Raw genomic sequence first — 16,769 nt, 5'->3', positions numbered from 1 at the left:
GGTGGGTTATGTCAACCACGCCAAAGACGCGGCAAAAAAGAATCACCCGGCCCAAATCCAACGCGGATAAGGGACAGGCGATGGGTCCCTATAGAGGAGACCGGGTGCAGGGGCAAGGGAAAGATCCCGGCTCCGCCGCAAGCCCGCCCGCCCTGCAGCGGAGCCGGTTCAGATGATCTCATCCTCGTCGAACATTGCCGCGTCCTCTAGCTGCGCATGCAGGCTCTCGATGCGGCTTTCGGCCTCCACCGGCGTCGCCACCCTGGCAATGTGGAACAGGGCGTCACCCTCATTCACGATCGGCATGTTGGCACGGCCGATGATGAGGCCCGCCTGGCCTGCCTGCAGCTCTTCTTCATGTTCGCCAAATGGATCGGAAACAACCCCCAGCACATCGCCCTCCTCGACCATTTCACCGGTGGTCTTGTAGGTCCGCAGCAACCCGCCGGCGGGCGCGCGCTCCCAGCTGCTGCTGCCCGCCCGGACCGGCACCACTTCGGCGAGCGGCACGCCATCCTCGGGGATCATGTCCAGCGCGTGCATCACCCGCAGGATGCCGGCCACCCCCACACGGGCAGACTGCTCGTCAAACCGCAGCCCCTCGCCGGCCTCATACAGCAGGACATCGACCCCGCGCGCCTGCGCCTCCTTGCGCAGGGAGCCGTCGCGCAGCCCGGAGCGGATCACCACCGGCGCGCCAAAGGCATCGGCATAGGCCAGGGTCTCCTGGGCCTTCGGCGACACCCGGATCTGCGGCATATTGGTGCGGTGGATAGCAGCAGAATGCAGGTCAATGCCAAGATCGCAGCGATCCACCACTTCGGTCATAAACAGATGCGCCAGGCGGCTGGCCAGCGAACCGCCCTCGCTGCCGGGAAAACAGCGGTTCAGGTCACGCCGGTCCGGCAAGTAGCGGGAATGGTTCAAAAACCCGAAGGTGTTGACGATCGGCACCACGATCAGGGTGCCCTTAAGGCGGGAAAACTTACGGCTGCGCAGCAGGCGGCGGGCAATTTCCACCCCGATCACCTCATCGCCGTGAATGGCAGCCGAAACAAACAGCGCTGGCCCGTCCTTCGCCCCGTGGATCACATGGGCGGACATGGTCACCGGCGTGTGGTCCGACAGCACGCTCACCGGCAGGTCCACCGTGCGGCGGGTGCCGGGCGCAATGCGGAAGCCGCCGATTTCAAAGTCAGGACGGGGAGCCATGGCAAAGCCTTTCAAAGAGATGCTCTCAACAGGCTTAGCAAGTTTTCCGCATTACGCAATCGCGCCGGTCCGGGCCAGCGCTCCACCCGTACGCAGGCGAAACACGCCCCGGAGCGTTTCAGGGAAGCCTGCTTACTCCCATTTATAGTTGAAGCTGACCGAGATCCGCTCTTCTTCGGCCATATTCAGCGGCACCTCATGCCGGATGAAGCTTTCCCATAGCAGCACATCCCCCACGCCGGGCGACTGATAGACAAAGGTCCGCAGCTCCTGGCGGCAATCCTTCACGCGCGGCGGATGCGCCATCATCATGGCGTGGCGCGGATCCTCCAGCTTGAGCGCCGAGGCGCCGTCGGGCATCGACACATAGGTGGTGCCGGAAATCACTGAATGCGGGTGGATGTGGCTGGCATGGGTGCCACCCTCGGGCAGGATATTGATCCACAGATCCTCCAGCACCAGCGCGCGCCCGTCCAGATCCAGCTCCAGATCCCTGGCAAATGCCGCAACATGCAGATCCAGCGATTTCACCAGATCGGCAAAAACCGGGAACCGCCAGGGCAGATCGGTGAGCGAGGCATAGGAGGTATAGCCGGGATAGCCGTTCTCCTCGCACCAGTCCTGCCCGGCATCGTCATCACCGGCGATGACAAGACAGGAGTTTTCCATTTCCTGCGCGTCAATCGATGGTCCGTGTTCGGACAATTGCGCGCGGTAGAGGCGGGTCACAAAAAGCGATTCAATCTGGGCCATAGCGCCGTCTTAGCGCAGCACCCCTGCCTTGGCGAGATGCTTCCTGCAGCTTCTTTCTGGTTGCAAATACCCCGGGGGAGCCGCCAAAGGCGGCGGGGGCAGCGCCCCGGCTGGCGGACGCAACGGAAAAACCCCCGCTGATTGCGCAGCGGGGGTCCTTTGATTTTAGAAACCGGCTGCGCTTTCATCGCTCTTGCAGGCAAAAGCAACGGCCGCGCAGGCGGCGGCAAGGCCGCCGTTTACCAGTCTTCGCGAACCACGACGCGGGTCTTGACCGGCAGTTTCATCGCTGCCAGGCGCAGGGCCTCGCGAGCGACTTCGTCGGTGACGCCGTCGATCTCGAACATCACGCGGCCAGGCTTAACCTTGGCTGCCCAGTAGTCCACGGAACCTTTACCTTTACCCATACGGACTTCGGTCGGCTTCGAGGTCACCGGAGTGTCCGGGAAGATACGGATCCAAACACGGCCCTGGCGTTTCATGTGCCGGGTCATGGCGCGGCGGGCAGCCTCAATCTGGCGTGCAGTCACACGCTCAGGAGTGGTTGCCTTCAGGCCATAGGTGCCGAAGTTCAGGTCGGAACCGCCTTTTGCCAGGCCGTGAATCCGGCCCTTGTGCATTTTGCGGAATTTAGTGCGCTTTGGCTGAAGCATCTCAAATCCTCCTTAGCGACGGCCGCCACCGGCACCGCGAGGTGCTGGGCCGTCCTGGATTTCTTGTGCTTTACGGTCACGTGCCGAAGGATCGTGCTCCATGATCTCGCCTTTGAAGATCCAGACCTTGATCCCGATGATCCCATAAGGGGTCACCGCCTCGGTGGGTGCGTAATCGATGTCGGCACGCAGGGTGTGCAGCGGCACGCGGCCTTCGCGGTACCATTCGGTACGGGCGATTTCAGCACCGCCCAGACGGCCAGCGACGTTCACCCGGATACCCAGGGCGCCCATGCGCATGGCGTTCTGCACGGCACGTTTCATCGCGCGGCGGAAGGACACACGGCGTTCCAGCTGCTGAGCGATGGACTCGCCGACCAGAGCAGCGTCGAGTTCCGGCTTGCGGACTTCAACGATGTTCAGGTGCAGCTCGCTGTCGGTCATCGAAGCCAGCTTCTTGCGAAGCACTTCGATGTCCGCGCCTTTCTTGCCGATGATCACGCCCGGACGCGCGGTGTGAATGGTCACACGGCACTTCTTGTGGGGGCGCTCGATGATCACACGGGCGATGCCCGCCTGCTTGCACTCGGTTTTGATGAACTCGCGGATTTTCAGGTCCTCGAGCAGCAGATCACCGTAGTCTTTGGTGTCAGCGTACCAGCGGCTGTCCCAGGTGCGGTTCACCTGCAGGCGCATGCCGATCGGATTGACTTTATGACCCATTAGGCTTGCTCCTCAACTTGACGCACCTTGATGGTGATCTCCGCAAACGGCTTCAGGATTTTGCCGAACCGGCCACGGGCACGCGGACGGCCGCGCTTCATGGTCAGGTTTTTGCCGACCCACGCCTCGGCGACGACCAGTTCATCGACGTCCAGGTTGTGGTTGTTTTCGGCGTTTGCGATGGCGGACTGAAGGCATTTCTTCACGTCTGCTGCAATCCGCTTGTTGGAGAATGTCAGGTCGGTCAGCGCCTTCTCGACTTTCTTGCCACGGATCATCTGAGCCACCAGGTTCAGTTTCTGCGGCGAGGTACGGAGCATGCGCAGTTTTGCCATTGCTTCGTTGTCTGCCACGCGGCGGGGATTCTTTTCCTTACCCATGACTTACTTCCGCTTCGCTTTTTTGTCAGCGGCATGGCCATAATAGGTGCGGGTCGGCGAGTACTCACCGAACTTCTGACCGATCATGTCTTCCGAGACGTTGACTGGGATGTGCTTTTTGCCGTTGTAGACACCAAAGGTCAGACCGACAAACTGCGGCAGGATGGTGGAACGGCGCGACCAGATCTTGATCACTTCATTGCGGCCCGACTCACGCGCTGCTTCGGCCTTTTTCAGGACATAAGCATCAACGAAGGGGCCTTTCCATACGGAACGTGCCATGGATTAGCGGCCTTTCTTCTTGGCGTGGCGCGAGCGGACGATAAGCTTCTGCGACGCCTTGTTTTTGTTGCGGGTCCGTTTGCCCTTGGTCGGTTTACCCCAGGGGGTCACCGGGTGGCGGCCACCGGAGGTCCGGCCTTCACCACCGCCGTGCGGGTGGTCGATCGGGTTCATAACCACACCACGCACCGAAGGACGCTTGCCCTTGTGGCGCATACGGCCGGCTTTACCGAAGTTCTGGTTCGAGTTGTCGGGGTTCGACACGGCACCGATGGTGGCCATGCATTCCTGACGCACCAGACGCAGTTCGCCCGAGGACAGGCGGATCTGGGCGTAACCGCCGTCACGGCCAACGAACTGAGCGTAAGTACCGGCTGCACGGGCGATCTGGCCGCCTTTGCCGGGCTTCATTTCGATGTTGTGAACGATGGTACCGATCGGCATGCCCGAGAACGGCATTGCGTTGCCCGGCTTGATGTCAGCCTTCGCCGAAGCGATGACCTTGTCGCCGACTGCCAGACGCTGCGGTGCCAGGATATAGGCCTGCTCGCCGTCTTCGTATTTGATCAGCGCGATGAATGCGGTCCGGTTCGGGTCGTATTCGATCCGTTCAACGGTGGCCGCGACATCAAATTTGTTCCGTTTGAAGTCAACGATCCGGTAGAGACGCTTTGCGCCGCCGCCGCGGCGGCGAGAAGTAATCCGTCCGGTGTTGTTCCGGCCGCCCGATTTGGTCAGACCCTCAGTGAGAGATTTGACCGGACGCCCTTTCCAAAGCTCCGAACGGTCGATCAGAACCAGCCCACGCTGGCCCGGCGTCGTCGGCTTATACGACTTAAGTGCCATGCTTTCTGTCTTCCGTTTAGCGTGCAGGCCCTTAGGTTTTTGTCTTTGGACCCGCTATGTGTAAGCCCCCCGCCCGGTTGTCCCACGATGAGACGCCCTACTAGGGTTGCCTGAGTTATAGGGCCCCGAAGGTCCCAAAGTTCAAACATCCTGACAAACGTAACAACCCCGGAACGAATCCGGGGTCTGCAGGATTGGTGCGGCTTAGCAGAGTCGTGGAGAGGTGGCAATGGGCTTAGAAGAGAACAAGCCTCGCAAGCCTATTCGACAGTGGCAACGCGTCGCCTGAACATCTCCTGCTCTCCAGATTCAGTTAAACGCCAAAATACCAAAATGTTCCCCTGAGTTGAACGACTAGCTCTTACGCGGACCACTCCCAAGGCCATTAACTGGATTTTCACATTATCAAAAAGCTCATCAAGCACCTGAAATCGCCGCAACCCGCCAATGAAACCGTTTTTGTTTTCACAGATCGCTTTAGCCATCATTTCATTTACTTTAGAGTCGGAAATCCCCTTCAAGAGTTTGGGCGCTATTAGGGCAAAAACCTCTCCAAAAGAGGTTTCAAAAGAAAACTGGCTTCTGACATAGGAATTTGTACTACCCTTTCGAGCCTCATAGGTACCCTCTAAGACTAGTGCATGGTCAAGCCCGGCTACGTTTTCCGGAAGCCCCTTTGCTGGCCTTCTCTCGTCCAACTCTTGCGTTAAGCGATCATTCTCCTCCTGCAGATCAATGAGCTTTTGCAGGCTGACGGTTGACGAGACTTGATCTCCACGGACCCATCCCGGACGTATTTTTGTCGCCTTTGCAAAATCCAATGCCTCCCTAACTGCAAGCTTCAATCCATCTGTAGTGCTCCAGCACTTCCTGATCCTTCCGGTCGATACCTTCTCTATAAAGGCCTCAAGGAGTTCACGCCCCTTTTCGTCATGCTCATAATGCTGCTGAGGGAGCCTCCCCCTATCCTCCCGTAGCATCACCAAGACTGGAACCCGCTTCTCAACGGCGTAGTGGTATTCTTTCTCCGTATAACTCAAACCATCCGGCGCCAAAGAGCCATACCGGCCTGCAACGATGAGAACATAGTAGTCACACTGATCGATGACACTCTTGATGAAGTCGAATTGCTCCTCGTCAGCTGCTGGAAATGCCTCCATACCTACAGGAATGTCTCCCGCTCGAATGATCGTTTCCTCTACAGCTCTTCGTTCGTCGATCAGGTCCGTGTACGTAGAGCTAATAAAAACTTGGTATTTCTTGGCCATCCAACTTGCACCTAAAATTCCTAAACGAGCGAAACTCTAATCAACTCTGAGCCGACCTCAATCCGAAAGCCGCGCCAGCGCCGTCCCGCGGGGTGGCGCTCCCGCCTTCGCGTATGCCACTTTATCCCGGCCAAATCCGTAGACCCTCACAGACATGCAGGACACCAGCCAAAGCGCCGCCCCATGGGGGCGGGACGGCGCTGGCGCGGCGGCCTGCGGCCTTGTTCCGCGCCGGGGACCAGACTTCGCCGTGGCGTCATGGGGGCTACTCCTGCCAATGGCATGCCTTCTGCATAACGCTGGCGCGGCGGGCTACGCCCTATTGCGCCTCAAGAAACCGGCTGGCGTCCAGAATGGTCTCAGTCAGCTCGGCAAAAAAGCCGGGGAAACTGATGTCCACCAGCCCCGCGGATGCCACCCCGTCATTGGCGGCAGTGCCCTGGCCGGTGGTCACGGCAAATTTGGACGCCGGAGCATTCAGCAATTCCCGGTAGCTCGCCCCCTTGCCATGCTTCAGAACGTTGATCACCAGATAATACTGATGGACCCTCTCGGCGAGGCCGGTTTCCCCCGACTGCGACAGCAGGGATGTCAGTTTCCGCGAAAACGGCCCCCGCCTGAAATGGTGCTGCATCCGCGCCTCGAACAGAGTGAAGATATCAACCGCTGCGGCTTCCAACGCAGCCGTGGCAGCGCGCAGCTCTTCACTCTGCCCATCAGGGGATTGCGCCGCCATGATGCGATCCTCAAGCGTCTTGGCATTGGCCCGCGCCGCCGCGACCAGTTCAGGTAAACTCTGTGAAGGTCCCATCATTCATTCTCCTTAAGGCCCCTCTCCCATACGCTATAGCGCCAGGAATGATAGTGCCGGGGCGCCGTTTTTGAACGCCGCCCGTTGCGCAGGCAGCGCACGCATGGGTTCGCCGATCTTAACCGCCAGCGGCTATTAATCAGCGGGCCGAATTCACCAAGGAACCCGCCATGCAGATACGCCTGCCCCGCACATACGCAAAAGGCCCCCGCAATCGCGAGGGCCTTCCAAAGTCTCAAAGAGGCAAATCTCAGAGTCCGGTGGACACGTCGATTGTGTTGCCTTCTTCCAGGGTCACATAGGCTTTTTTGACGTCCTTGCGACGGCCCATCTGGCCGCGGAACCGCTTGACCTTGCCTTTAGTGATGGTGGTGTTGACCGCCTTCACCTTGACGCCAAAGAGAGCTTCGACAGCTTCTTTGATCATCGGCTTGTTCGAGTCGATTGCCACTTCGAAAACTACCGCGCCGTTTTCGGACGCCATGGTGGTTTTCTCGGTGATGATCGGCTTGCGGACCACGTCGTAGTGTTCTGCTTTCGCGCTCATTTCAGGCGAGCCTCCAGTGCTTCGACACCTGCTTTGGTGATCACCAGGATGTCACGCTTCAGGATGTCATAGACGTTTGCGCCCATTGTCGGCAGGATATCCAGGCCTTCAATGTTGCGCGACGCTTTCAGGAAGTCTTCGTTGACCGAAGAGCCGTCGATGACCAGCGCGCGTTTCCAGCCCAGGTTTTTCACCTGTTTGGCCAGAGCGGCGGTTTTGCCTTCGGAGGCTGCATCCTCGATGATGACCAGCTCGCCCGCTTTTGCCTTAGCGGACAGCGCGTGGCGCAGACCCAGCTTGCGGAACTTCTTGGTCAGATCGTGGCCGTGCGAACGGACAACCGGGCCTTTGTAGATACCGCCCTTGCGGAAGATCGGCGCGTTGCGGTCACCGTGGCGTGCGCCGCCGGTGCCCTTCTGGCGATAGATCTTCTTGGTCGAATAGGAGGTCTCGGAGCGGGTCTTCACCTTGTGGGTGCCGGCCTGCGCGTTGTTGCGCTGCCAGCGGACCACACGGTGCAGGATGTCCGCACGCGGCTCCAGGCCGAACAGGTCTTCGGACAGCTCGATGTCGCCGGACTTGCCGCCGTCGAGTTTGATCACGTCAAGTTTCATGCTTCACCACCTTCCGCGGGGGCTTCAACAGCCGGTGCATCGGTTGCAGCCGCTTTCAGACCGGCCGGGAACGGCAGACCTTCGGGCGCTTTCTTCTTCACGGCGTCCTTGACGGTAACCCAGCCGGATTTCGGGCCGGGAACGGCGCCTTTGATGAAGACCAGGCCGCGATCGGCGTCGGTTTTCACCACTTCCAGGTTCTGGGTGGTCACGCGGGCAGCGCCCATGTGGCCGGCCATCTTCTTGCCTTTGAAGACTTTGCCCGGATCCTGACACTGGCCGGTCGAACCATGCGAACGGTGCGAGATCGACACACCGTGCGTGGCGCGCAGGCCGCCGAAGTTGTGCCGTTTCATGGCACCGGCGAAACCTTTACCGATCGAGGTGCCGGTGACGTCCACTTTCTGGCCAGCCAGGAAGTGTTCGGCCGAAATCTCGGCGCCGACTTCGATCAGGGCGTCTGCGGGGACGCGGAATTCCACCAGCTTGCGCTTCGGCGCAACCTTGGCTGCTGCGAAATGGCCGCGCATGGCTTGCGACGTGCGCTTTGCCTTGGCGGAACCAGCACCGAGCTGAACGGCGGTGTAGCCGTCTTTGTCATCGGTGCGCTGCGCAACAACCTGCAGGCCGTCCAGCGAAAGAACAGTCACAGGGATCTGCTTGCCGTCTTCCAGGAACAGCCGGGTCATGCCGACTTTCTTTGCGATAATACCAGAGCGCATATTCATTACCCTCCGATCTTACGACTGCAGCTTGATTTCGACGTCCACACCAGCGGCGAGGTCGAGCTTCATCAGCGCGTCCACGGTCTGGGGGGTCGGATCAACGATGTCGAGAAGACGCTTGTGCGTCCGGATTTCGAACTGGTCACGGGATTTCTTGTCAACGTGGGGGCCACGCAGAACAGTGAATTTCTCGATCTTGTTCGGCATCGGGATCGGGCCACGAACCTGAGCGCCGGTGCGCTTGGCTGTGTTGACGATTTCCTGCGTGCTGGCATCCAGAACGCGGTAATCGAATGCCTTCAGCCGAATGCGAATGTTTTGGCTTTGCATTACATCTGCCTTTATTGAGGCGTTGAGGTTGAGAGGAGGGCCTGCGACCACCGCGGAACCCTCGTCGAACCCAAAAGGCGGGAATCACCCCGCCTCTATCCGCACATGGCGAACCTGCGCGCTATACGCCTGATGGGGCAATGTGGCAAGGGGTTTCGCGGCGAAACGGTTGCGTTTGCGGCGTGCGGTGGGTTTGGGGTTTGTTTACTGTCGGTTCTCTCAGAAATGTACTAGCGTCACACAAGTTTAGCACACGTCTCGATTGAGCGACACGCCAACTCCAAAGCAAGCTTCGTCTTATCTGAGATTGTCTTGTCTGAATACCTTTTAGGTTTCACAAGATCCATGATGCAGAATCTAGAATTCCCAAGCGCTGTACCCTTGAAGGAATCCAGTAGAATCAGAGAACCAATGTTAGCAATTCTTTGAGCCAATTCCGGCTTTTGTGTTGCCCAAACTAAGTGTAGGTGGCTCTGACCCTTTTCAAAGGTGCGGAACCAAGGATCGACTTTTAGCTCAATGTCGAAATTCGGAACCGAGTAAACCCTTTCTTGATCAACCACTTCAATCTGCTTGGCCTTCCCAAACTTAGCGATGAAGTTCTCATAGGCAGCTTTGTTGTACTTGCGTTCCGCTTCTTTGCTGGGCGTGCCTAAAATGTCTTCGATTTCTTCTGGAGTAGAGCCTTCGATATGGCAATGGATGGCCTTCTTCAAAGACCAGTGAAAATTGTGACCGCCGCCTGGATTGTTCAACATCGCATCAAGTGCACTTACCAGTTCGACCTGATCGAAGTGACAAAGCTTGATGAAGGTTTGCAGGCGCATTGTGAGCATTAGACTCTCCCTTTAGGTGCAACACAATAACACCCCCAAACAAAACGGCAAGTAATGGAAACTTGGCTTTCTTGGTGTCGCTGGATGAGTGAATTTAGCTTGTAAATTCAAAAACTTCGCCCGGACGCCCCGCGTTCGGGCCGCGCCCGGCCAGCCCGGAGGGCGGGCGCGATTGCATCGCACCCGGAGCTGACGCTCCCTGCGGCCTCAAAAGCTCCACCGGAGCTTTTGCAAGACGGCCTTCGGCCCCTGGCCGGTCCCTGCCCTGTTCAGAGGTTGCCGCAACGCAAAAAGGGCCGCTCTTTCGAGCGGCCCTCTCTATCATTTCAGAGGTGCGGGCTCTCATTGATTTTGCTGCGCAAAACCAACTGCCGCCCGCCAGACGGCAAAGCCGTCTTACTCGGTAATTTTGGAAACGACGCCAGCGCCGACGGTGCGGCCGCCTTCGCGGATGGCGAAGCGCAGGCCGTTTTCCATCGCGATCGGCGCGATCAGCTCAACGTCGAACTTCAGGTTGTCGCCGGGCATGACCATCTCGGTGCCCTCAGGCAGGGTCACGGTGCCGGTCACGTCGGTGGTGCGGAAGTAGAACTGCGGACGGTAGTTCGCAAAGAACGGCGTGTGACGGCCGCCTTCTTCCTTGGTCAGGATGTAGGCCTCGGCTTCGAACTTGGTGTGCGGGTTCACCGATTTCGGTGCGCACAGAACCTGGCCGCGCTCAACACCGTCACGGTCGATACCGCGCAGCAGGGCGCCGATGTTGTCGCCGGCTTCACCGCGGTCCAGCAGCTTGCGGAACATTTCCACACCGGTGCAGGTGGTGGTTTTGGTGTCGCGGATACCAACGATTTCGATCGAGTCGCCAACGTTGATCACGCCGCGCTCAACCCGGCCGGTCACAACGGTGCCGCGGCCCGAGATCGAGAACACATCTTCAACCGGCATCAGGAACGGCTGGTCAACAGCACGCGCCGGGGTCGGGATGTAGTCATCCACAGCGGCCATCAGCTCGCGGATTTTTTCTTCGCCGATTTCCGGCTTGTTGCCTTCCATTGCGGCCAGAGCCGAACCCGCGATGATCGGGATATCGTCGCCCGGGTAGTCGTAGGACGACAGCAGCTCGCGGATTTCCATCTCGACCAGCTCAAGCAGTTCTTCGTCGTCGACCTGGTCAACTTTGTTCATGAAGACAACCATGTGCGGGATGCCGACCTGGCGGCCCAGCAGGATGTGCTCGCGGGTCTGCGGCATCGGGCCGTCAGCAGCGTTCACAACCAGGATCGCGCCGTCCATCTGCGCCGCGCCGGTGATCATGTTTTTCACATAGTCAGCGTGGCCGGGGCAGTCGACGTGGGCGTAGTGGCGGCCTTCGGTCTCATACTCGACGTGGGCGGTCGAGATGGTGATGCCGCGGGCTTTTTCTTCCGGTGCGCCGTCGATCTGGTCGTAGGCTTTGAAGTCACCGAAGTATTTGGTGATTGCTGCGGTCAGCGTGGTTTTGCCGTGGTCAACGTGGCCGATGGTGCCGATGTTGACGTGCGGTTTTGTGCGTTCGAACTTTTCCTTAGCCATGATGGCCTCCTATTGTTTCGAGAGGGGGCCGCTGCGGACGCGAACCCCTCAATTTTTTGACGCTTACGCGAATTTCGCCTGGATCTCTTCCGAGATGTTCTGCGGAACCGGTTCGTAGTGGTCGAACTGCATGGTGAACTGGGCGCGGCCCGAGCTCATCGAACGCAGGGTGTTGATGTAGCCGAACATGTTCGCCAGCGGCACAAACGCGTCGATTGCGATTGCGTTGCCGCGGTTCTCCTGGCCGGACACCTGGCCCCGGCGCGAGGTCAGATCGCCGATGATACCGCCGGTATAGTCTTCCGGGGTGATCACTTCGACTTTCATCACCGGCTCGAGCAGTTTCGCACCAGCCTTGCGCATGCCTTCACGCATGCCCATGCGGGCCGCGATTTCAAAGGCCAGAACCGAGGAGTCCACATCGTGGAACTTACCGTCGATCAGGGCAACTTTGAAGTCGATCACGGGGAAGCCGGCCAGCGGGCCGCTGTCCATGACGGACTTGATGCCTTTTTCGACGCCCGGAATGTATTCCTTCGGAACCGCACCGCCAACGATACGGGATTCGAAGGAATAGCCTTCGCCCGGCTCTGTCGGCGAGATGATCAGTTTCACCTCGGCGAACTGGCCCGAACCACCCGACTGCTTCTTGTGGGTGTAGGAATGCTCGACCTCTTTGGAGATGGTCTCGCGGTAGGCAACCTGCGGCGCACCGATGTTGGCTTCGACCTTGAATTCACGCTTGAGGCGGTCAACCAGGATATCCAGGTGAAGTTCGCCCATGCCCTTCATGATGGTCTGACCGGACTCGATGTCGGTCTCGACGCGGAAGGACGGATCTTCAGCAGCAAGACGCTGCAGACCCTGGGACATTTTCTCCTGGTCGGCCTTGGTCTTGGGCTCAACCGCGATCTCGATCACCGGATCGGGGAAGGTCATGGTTTCCAGCACGACCGGGTCGTTGACAGCGCAGATGGTGTCACCGGTGGTGGTGTCTTTCAGACCTGCCAGCGCGATGATGTCGCCCGCGAACGCTTCCGTGATTTCTTCACGGTTGTTCGAGTGCATCATCATCATCCGGCCAACGCGCTCTTTCTTGCCTTTGGTCGAGTTCAAGAGCGTGTCGCCCTTGTTCAGGACACCGGAATAGATCCGGGTAAAGGTCAGCGAGCCGACAAAGGGGTCGTTCATGATTTTGAACGCCAGGCCCGAGAACGCCATGTTGTCGTCCGCACGGCGGGCGATGTCACGGACTTCTTCTTCGTCACCGGGTTTGAAGCCCATGTAATCAACAACGTCCAGCGGGCTGGGCAGATAGTCGATCACAGCGTTCAGCAGCGGCTGCACGCCTTTGTTTTTGAACGCGGAGCCGCCCAGAACCGGCACAAAGGCCATTTCCAGCGTGCCCTTGCGCAGCAGTTTGCGCAGGGTCGGCACGTCAGGCTCTTCGCCTTCCAGGTAAGCTTCCATGGCGTCGTCGTCCATTTCGACGGCCGCCTCGATCATCTTACCGCGCCATTCGTCAGCCATGTCCTTCAGGCTGTCGCGGATCGGTGCTTTGATCCACGATGCGCCAAGGTCTTCGCCCTGCCACAGCCATTCTTCCATGTTGACCAGGTCAACCAGGCCTTCCAGCTCGGTTTCGGCGCCGATCGGCACACCAACCGGAACCGCGCGGGCGCCGGTGCGGTCTTCGATCATGTTGACGCAGTTGAAGAAGTCAGCGCCGATCTTGTCCATCTTGTTGACGAACACCATGCGCGGAACCTTGTAGCGGTCAGCCTGACGCCACACGGTTTCGGTCTGGGGTTCAACACCGGCGTTGGCGTCCAGAACACAGACAGCACCGTCGAGAACCGCCAGCGAGCGTTCAACTTCGATGGTGAAGTCAACGTGGCCGGGGGTGTCGATGATGTTCAGGCGGTGCTTGGGCGAGTCAGCGGTTACGCCATCTTCGGTGCGTTCCCAGAATGTGGTGGTCGCAGCCGAAGTGATGGTGATGCCGCGTTCCTGTTCCTGCTCCATCCAGTCCATGGTGGCTGCACCGTCGTGCACCTCACCAATGTTGTGGGATTTGCCGGTGTAATACAGGATGCGCTCGGAGCAGGTGGTTTTACCTGCATCGATGTGCGCCATGATACCGAAGTTACGGTACAGTTCTAGCGGATAGTCGCGTGCCATAGGTCTAGGTCCTCCGGCTTACCAGCGGTAATGGCTGAAGGCTTTGTTCGCCTCGGCCATCTTGTGGGTGTCTTCGCGCTTTTTCACTGCGGTGCCACGGGACTGGACAGCGTCCATCAGCTCGCCTGCAAGGCGCTCTTCCATGGTGTTTTCGTTGCGCTTGCGCGCAGCAGTGATCAGCCAGCGGATTGCCAGTGCTTCACGGCGCTCGGGGCGGACTTCAACCGGCACCTGGTAGGTGGCACCGCCCACACGGCGCGAACGGACTTCGACCGAGGGTTTGATGTTGTCGAGAGCTTCGTGGAACACTTCAACCGGAGCGCGCTTGATTTTGCCTTCAACGCGGTCAAAGGCGTTGTAGACGATACGCTCTGCGACCGACTTCTTGCCGTCGATCATCAGGTTGTTCATGAATTTGGTCAGAACGCGGTCGCCGAACTTGGCGTCGGGCAGGACTTCGCGTTTTTCGGCGGCGTGACGACGTGACATATCAGCCTCTCCTTCTTACTTAGGACGCTTGGCGCCGTACTTCGAACGGCGTTGTTTACGGTCTTTAACGCCCTGGGTATCCAGAACACCGCGCAGGATGTGGTAACGGACACCCGGAAGGTCTTTTACCCGGCCGCCACGGATCAGAACCACAGAGTGCTCCTGAAGGTTGTGGCTTTCACCGGGGATGTAGGAGATCACTTCGAAACCGTTGGTCAGGCGGACCTTCGCAACTTTCCGCATAGCGGAGTTCGGTTTCTTCGGTGTGGTGGTGTACACGCGGGTGCAGACGCCGCGCTTCTGCGGGCACTGCTCGAGGTGCTGGGACTTCGAAACTTTGCGTTTCGGCTGACGCGGCTTGCGGATCAGCTGCTGGATCGTTGGCATTCAGGTTTTCCCCGTTTTCGCAACACTGTCATGCACGCCGGCGCGTGCGGGTGATTTCGCTGCACTTGTGCGTCCACAAGCGCAAAAACCGCAATCGCTCCCATTCCGAGGTGAGACGACGCGGTGAGGTTACAGAGGGCCCGGGTGGTAAAAGTGCCCAAGCCTTGAGCCACTGCAATTTTGAATTCGGCTTTCGAAGAATACACTCCGGGTGCCGGATAAGCGCGCGTATATGGGGAGTCGCCAAGGTTGTCAACAGCGGCCGGAAGCGGCCCTGCCGCCGGCAGGTCCGCACGCGTGTCCGCGCCCCCTGCCCGCCCTTGCCCGCGGCACCGCACAGCGGCATAGTCGCGGCGGCAGTGCTTTAGTATAAGACGGATTTCAGAATGCAAGTCATCGGATTGTGCCGGTTTTCCTATCCGGCCATCGGCGGGTTCCAAGTGGAGCATAAAACGATTGAGGAGCGGATTGCCTATCTCTATGCCGAAGCCCGGATGGAAGAGCGGTTCCGGCTGCTGGAAACTGTCGCCCTGCCCTGCCTGCGGGAGCAAACCGACCAGGATTTCGACCTGATCATGGTGATCGGCGACAGCCTGCCCCAGGTTCACCGCGACCGGCTGCAGGATCTGATCGCGGAAATACCGCAAATCCGGCTTCACGCTGAGCCGCCGCGCAGGCATCGTGAGGTGATGAAAGATCTTCTGAACGGTGCAAGGCGGAAACCCGGCCAGCCCTGCCTGCAATTCAGGTTCGACGATGATGATGCGGTGGCAACCGAATTTGTCGAGCGCCTGCGGGACACCGCAAAAGACTGCGCCAAGCTGTTTGCCAAATCCGCCTCGGCTGCGATTGATTTCAACCGGGGCTATGTCGCGGAGTTCGGCCCGGACGGCATTTCAGCAGCACCAACCGTCCGGCCCTATTTCACCGCAGCCCTTGGCATGCATGTGGCAGCGGGCAGCCGCAAAACGATCATGAACTTTGCCCATCACCGTATTCACCACCACATGCCGTCTGTCACCATTACCGACGTCCCCATGTGGGTCCGCAGCCACAACCGGTTCAATGACTCCCGGCAAGACGGCGCCGCAGCTGTCGACGTCGCACCGCTGACGGGCAAGCAGGAAGCTGAATTTGCAACGGTCTTTGGTCTGCGGGCAGCCAAGGTGCGGGCGGCGTTCAAGCCGCGCTAAACCGGCCGCGGCCAGGCTTGCAGCTACGGCAGCAAGGCCTTGAGTCGCGCCGGTGTAAAGCCGAAATGCTCGTTCAGCGCGTCTTCGATCTGGCGGGCGGGCCATTTCCGGGTCAGACCCAGTTGCGCAGGATCCGATTTGTTGTCGCCATGAATGGTCCGCAGGAAGGCGGGCACCGAGATGTCGGAAAACGTATTGTAGTGCTGCGCAATTTTGCGGTGGTTGAACGCATAGGGGTTGGCCCGGTGATCCGCCGGAGCAACCAGCGACAGGCCGGTGGACAACGGCGACCGCTCGCAGGTGTCATACAGCTCGGCGCCTTTGGCTGTTTTTTCCAGATACAGGCCGCGGTTATGGGCAATGATAAACGGAGTCTGGCCTTCGCCCTGCAACGGGATCATGCCGCGGGCAAAGCCCTTGGTGCGTTTGACGAAATTCCGGTCCAAAGCATCATCATCATCCAGCCGGAACAGAACATGATGGGTGGCACGCCGTAAATTCACCAGGCCAAAAGCGTCCTTCAGCTGCTGGTAGTGCGTGTCCGGCGCTGCACCATGGCAGAAGATGTTGCTGTAGGGTTCTGTCAGTTCCAGCAGCCGTTCCAGATAGGGATCAGGCAGGTCTTCCGAGGTCAGAACGATCAGCCGGAAACTCGGGTCGCTTTGCTGTGTCAGCGACCGCAGGCACAAATGTTCAAACAGCCGGAAGCGCAATTCCATCCGTTCCGGTGAGAACAGATGTGCTGCCTTTTCCTCCAAACTGTTGAACCGCTCTGAATAGTAATTCGTGCTGAGCACGGAAAACCGCACCAGTCCAATCATCCGCAGCCTGATGTCCATCACCGTCCCCTGCCTGCCAGCCGTGTTGCCCGGCGTGATCCCGCGCCCGGCTGACGATAGCTGTGGTTGCGGATATGAAAAAGCCCCCGCATGAGATCATGCGGGGGCTTTCCTGTAGGTATGTGCCG

20 protein-coding genes are annotated in these 16,769 nt (G+C 59.1%); 1 reads left to right on the top strand and 19 read right to left on the bottom strand.

Annotation, left to right across the window (positions count from 1 at the left end; genetic code table 11):
* Positions 1-168: 168 nt before the first annotated feature.
* From K3555_RS01295 to rpsL, 18 genes are all read right to left on the bottom strand, one after another.
* Positions 169-1,212, bottom strand: a complete 1,044-nt coding sequence (locus K3555_RS01295) for a succinylglutamate desuccinylase/aspartoacylase family protein (RefSeq protein WP_260007102.1) — start codon at positions 1,210-1,212, stop codon at positions 169-171.
* 132 nt (positions 1,213-1,344) lie between these two features.
* A complete protein-coding gene (locus tag K3555_RS01290; RefSeq protein ID WP_260007101.1) occupies positions 1,345-1,965 on the bottom strand; it encodes a TIGR02466 family protein in 621 nt (206 codons plus the stop codon).
* Positions 1,966-2,204: 239 nt separating this feature from the next.
* Positions 2,205-2,618: a 50S ribosomal protein L16 gene (gene rplP / locus K3555_RS01285; protein WP_024088541.1), complete on the bottom strand. Its 414-nt coding sequence runs from the start codon at positions 2,616-2,618 to the stop codon at positions 2,205-2,207.
* Positions 2,619-2,630: 12 nt separating this feature from the next.
* On the bottom strand, positions 2,631-3,341 hold the full coding sequence (rpsC, locus tag K3555_RS01280) for a 30S ribosomal protein S3 (RefSeq protein ID WP_044008297.1): 711 nt from the start codon (positions 3,339-3,341) through the stop codon (positions 2,631-2,633).
* Positions 3,341-3,721 (bottom strand): 50S ribosomal protein L22, encoded by a 381-nt coding sequence (rplV, locus tag K3555_RS01275; RefSeq protein WP_035919887.1) that lies wholly within the window; start codon positions 3,719-3,721, stop codon positions 3,341-3,343. Before rplV ends, rpsC begins: the two co-directional genes overlap by 1 nt.
* A 3-nt stretch (positions 3,722-3,724) precedes the next feature.
* Positions 3,725-4,003 (bottom strand): 30S ribosomal protein S19, encoded by a 279-nt coding sequence (gene rpsS, locus K3555_RS01270; protein WP_024088539.1) that lies wholly within the window; start codon positions 4,001-4,003, stop codon positions 3,725-3,727.
* A 3-nt stretch (positions 4,004-4,006) separates the two neighbouring features.
* Positions 4,007-4,849, bottom strand: a complete 843-nt coding sequence (gene rplB, locus K3555_RS01265) for a 50S ribosomal protein L2 (protein ID WP_259989309.1) — start codon at positions 4,847-4,849, stop codon at positions 4,007-4,009.
* A gap of 260 nt (positions 4,850-5,109) precedes the next feature.
* A complete protein-coding gene (locus tag K3555_RS01260) occupies positions 5,110-6,117 on the bottom strand; it encodes a DUF4062 domain-containing protein (protein WP_260007100.1) in 1,008 nt (335 codons plus the stop codon).
* A gap of 319 nt (positions 6,118-6,436) precedes the next feature.
* Positions 6,437-6,931 (bottom strand): hypothetical protein, encoded by a 495-nt coding sequence (locus K3555_RS01255; RefSeq protein WP_260007099.1) that lies wholly within the window; start codon positions 6,929-6,931, stop codon positions 6,437-6,439.
* Positions 6,932-7,178: 247 nt separating this feature from the next.
* Positions 7,179-7,475 carry a 50S ribosomal protein L23 gene (locus tag K3555_RS01250; protein ID WP_024088533.1) on the bottom strand — a complete coding sequence of 99 codons (297 nt, stop codon included), beginning with the start codon at positions 7,473-7,475 and terminating at the stop codon, positions 7,179-7,181.
* Positions 7,472-8,089, bottom strand: coding sequence for a 50S ribosomal protein L4 (rplD, locus tag K3555_RS01245; protein ID WP_259989305.1), 618 nt, complete (start codon positions 8,087-8,089; stop codon positions 7,472-7,474). The genes K3555_RS01250 and rplD overlap by 4 nt, the downstream gene beginning before the upstream one ends.
* Positions 8,086-8,811: a 50S ribosomal protein L3 gene (gene rplC, locus K3555_RS01240; RefSeq protein WP_027257340.1), complete on the bottom strand. Its 726-nt coding sequence runs from the start codon at positions 8,809-8,811 to the stop codon at positions 8,086-8,088. The genes rplD and rplC overlap by 4 nt, the downstream gene beginning before the upstream one ends.
* 18 nt (positions 8,812-8,829) lie before the next feature.
* Entirely contained in the window at positions 8,830-9,144 is a 315-nt protein-coding gene (gene rpsJ, locus K3555_RS01235) for a 30S ribosomal protein S10 (RefSeq protein ID WP_019298501.1), read from the bottom strand.
* Positions 9,145-9,380: 236 nt separating this feature from the next.
* Positions 9,381-9,980, bottom strand: a complete 600-nt coding sequence (locus K3555_RS01230) for a hypothetical protein (protein ID WP_260007098.1) — start codon at positions 9,978-9,980, stop codon at positions 9,381-9,383.
* 396 nt (positions 9,981-10,376) lie between these two features.
* Complete coding sequence (tuf, locus tag K3555_RS01225; protein WP_259989277.1) at positions 10,377-11,552, bottom strand: elongation factor Tu; 1,176 nt, start codon at positions 11,550-11,552, stop codon at positions 10,377-10,379.
* Positions 11,553-11,615: 63 nt separating this feature from the next.
* A complete protein-coding gene (fusA, locus tag K3555_RS01220) occupies positions 11,616-13,733 on the bottom strand; it encodes an elongation factor G (protein ID WP_260007097.1) in 2,118 nt (705 codons plus the stop codon).
* Positions 13,734-13,751: 18 nt separating this feature from the next.
* On the bottom strand, positions 13,752-14,222 hold the full coding sequence (gene rpsG, locus K3555_RS01215) for a 30S ribosomal protein S7 (RefSeq protein WP_027257337.1): 471 nt from the start codon (positions 14,220-14,222) through the stop codon (positions 13,752-13,754).
* A 15-nt stretch (positions 14,223-14,237) separates the two neighbouring features.
* Positions 14,238-14,609 (bottom strand): 30S ribosomal protein S12, encoded by a 372-nt coding sequence (gene rpsL, locus K3555_RS01210; RefSeq protein WP_008204009.1) that lies wholly within the window; start codon positions 14,607-14,609, stop codon positions 14,238-14,240.
* A gap of 386 nt (positions 14,610-14,995) precedes the next feature.
* Between rpsL and K3555_RS01205 the strand changes: the two genes are divergently transcribed.
* Entirely contained in the window at positions 14,996-15,802 is an 807-nt protein-coding gene (locus K3555_RS01205; RefSeq protein ID WP_260007096.1) for a putative rhamnosyl transferase, read from the top strand.
* A gap of 23 nt (positions 15,803-15,825) precedes the next feature.
* Here K3555_RS01205 and K3555_RS01200 read toward each other — a convergent pair whose 3' ends face one another.
* Positions 15,826-16,641: a putative rhamnosyl transferase gene (locus K3555_RS01200; RefSeq protein WP_259995185.1), complete on the bottom strand. Its 816-nt coding sequence runs from the start codon at positions 16,639-16,641 to the stop codon at positions 15,826-15,828.
* Positions 16,642-16,769 lie beyond the last annotated feature (128 nt).

Origin of the sequence: Leisingera sp. M527, from assembly GCF_025141525.1 — a bacterium.
Lineage (GTDB): Bacteria > Pseudomonadota > Alphaproteobacteria > Rhodobacterales > Rhodobacteraceae > Leisingera.
This window is presented reverse-complemented; position numbering and strand designations above follow the sequence as displayed.

What these genes read in the sequence shown, in the direction of transcription:
- K3555_RS01295 (WP_260007102.1), bottom strand. Translation starts at nt 1,212, where the DNA reads ATGGCTCCCCGTCCTGACTTTGAAATCGGCGGCTTCCGCATTGCGCCC.
- K3555_RS01290 (WP_260007101.1), bottom strand. Translation starts at nt 1,965, where the DNA reads ATGGCCCAGATTGAATCGCTTTTTGTGACCCGCCTCTACCGCGCGCAA.
- rplP (WP_024088541.1), bottom strand. Translation starts at nt 2,618, where the DNA reads ATGCTTCAGCCAAAGCGCACTAAATTCCGCAAAATGCACAAGGGCCGG.
- rpsC (WP_044008297.1), bottom strand. Translation starts at nt 3,341, where the DNA reads ATGGGTCATAAAGTCAATCCGATCGGCATGCGCCTGCAGGTGAACCGC.
- rplV (WP_035919887.1), bottom strand. Translation starts at nt 3,721, where the DNA reads ATGGGTAAGGAAAAGAATCCCCGCCGCGTGGCAGACAACGAAGCAATG.
- rpsS (WP_024088539.1), bottom strand. Translation starts at nt 4,003, where the DNA reads ATGGCACGTTCCGTATGGAAAGGCCCCTTCGTTGATGCTTATGTCCTG.
- rplB (WP_259989309.1), bottom strand. Translation starts at nt 4,849, where the DNA reads ATGGCACTTAAGTCGTATAAGCCGACGACGCCGGGCCAGCGTGGGCTG.
- K3555_RS01260 (WP_260007100.1), bottom strand. Translation starts at nt 6,117, where the DNA reads ATGGCCAAGAAATACCAAGTTTTTATTAGCTCTACGTACACGGACCTG.
- K3555_RS01255 (WP_260007099.1), bottom strand. Translation starts at nt 6,931, where the DNA reads ATGATGGGACCTTCACAGAGTTTACCTGAACTGGTCGCGGCGGCGCGG.
- K3555_RS01250 (WP_024088533.1), bottom strand. Translation starts at nt 7,475, where the DNA reads ATGAGCGCGAAAGCAGAACACTACGACGTGGTCCGCAAGCCGATCATC.
- rplD (WP_259989305.1), bottom strand. Translation starts at nt 8,089, where the DNA reads ATGAAACTTGACGTGATCAAACTCGACGGCGGCAAGTCCGGCGACATC.
- rplC (WP_027257340.1), bottom strand. Translation starts at nt 8,811, where the DNA reads ATGCGCTCTGGTATTATCGCAAAGAAAGTCGGCATGACCCGGCTGTTC.
- rpsJ (WP_019298501.1), bottom strand. Translation starts at nt 9,144, where the DNA reads ATGCAAAGCCAAAACATTCGCATTCGGCTGAAGGCATTCGATTACCGC.
- K3555_RS01230 (WP_260007098.1), bottom strand. Translation starts at nt 9,980, where the DNA reads ATGCTCACAATGCGCCTGCAAACCTTCATCAAGCTTTGTCACTTCGAT.
- tuf (WP_259989277.1), bottom strand. Translation starts at nt 11,552, where the DNA reads ATGGCTAAGGAAAAGTTCGAACGCACAAAACCGCACGTCAACATCGGC.
- fusA (WP_260007097.1), bottom strand. Translation starts at nt 13,733, where the DNA reads ATGGCACGCGACTATCCGCTAGAACTGTACCGTAACTTCGGTATCATG.
- rpsG (WP_027257337.1), bottom strand. Translation starts at nt 14,222, where the DNA reads ATGTCACGTCGTCACGCCGCCGAAAAACGCGAAGTCCTGCCCGACGCC.
- rpsL (WP_008204009.1), bottom strand. Translation starts at nt 14,609, where the DNA reads ATGCCAACGATCCAGCAGCTGATCCGCAAGCCGCGTCAGCCGAAACGC.
- K3555_RS01205 (WP_260007096.1), top strand. Translation starts at nt 14,996, where the DNA reads ATGCAAGTCATCGGATTGTGCCGGTTTTCCTATCCGGCCATCGGCGGG.
- K3555_RS01200 (WP_259995185.1), bottom strand. Translation starts at nt 16,641, where the DNA reads ATGGACATCAGGCTGCGGATGATTGGACTGGTGCGGTTTTCCGTGCTC.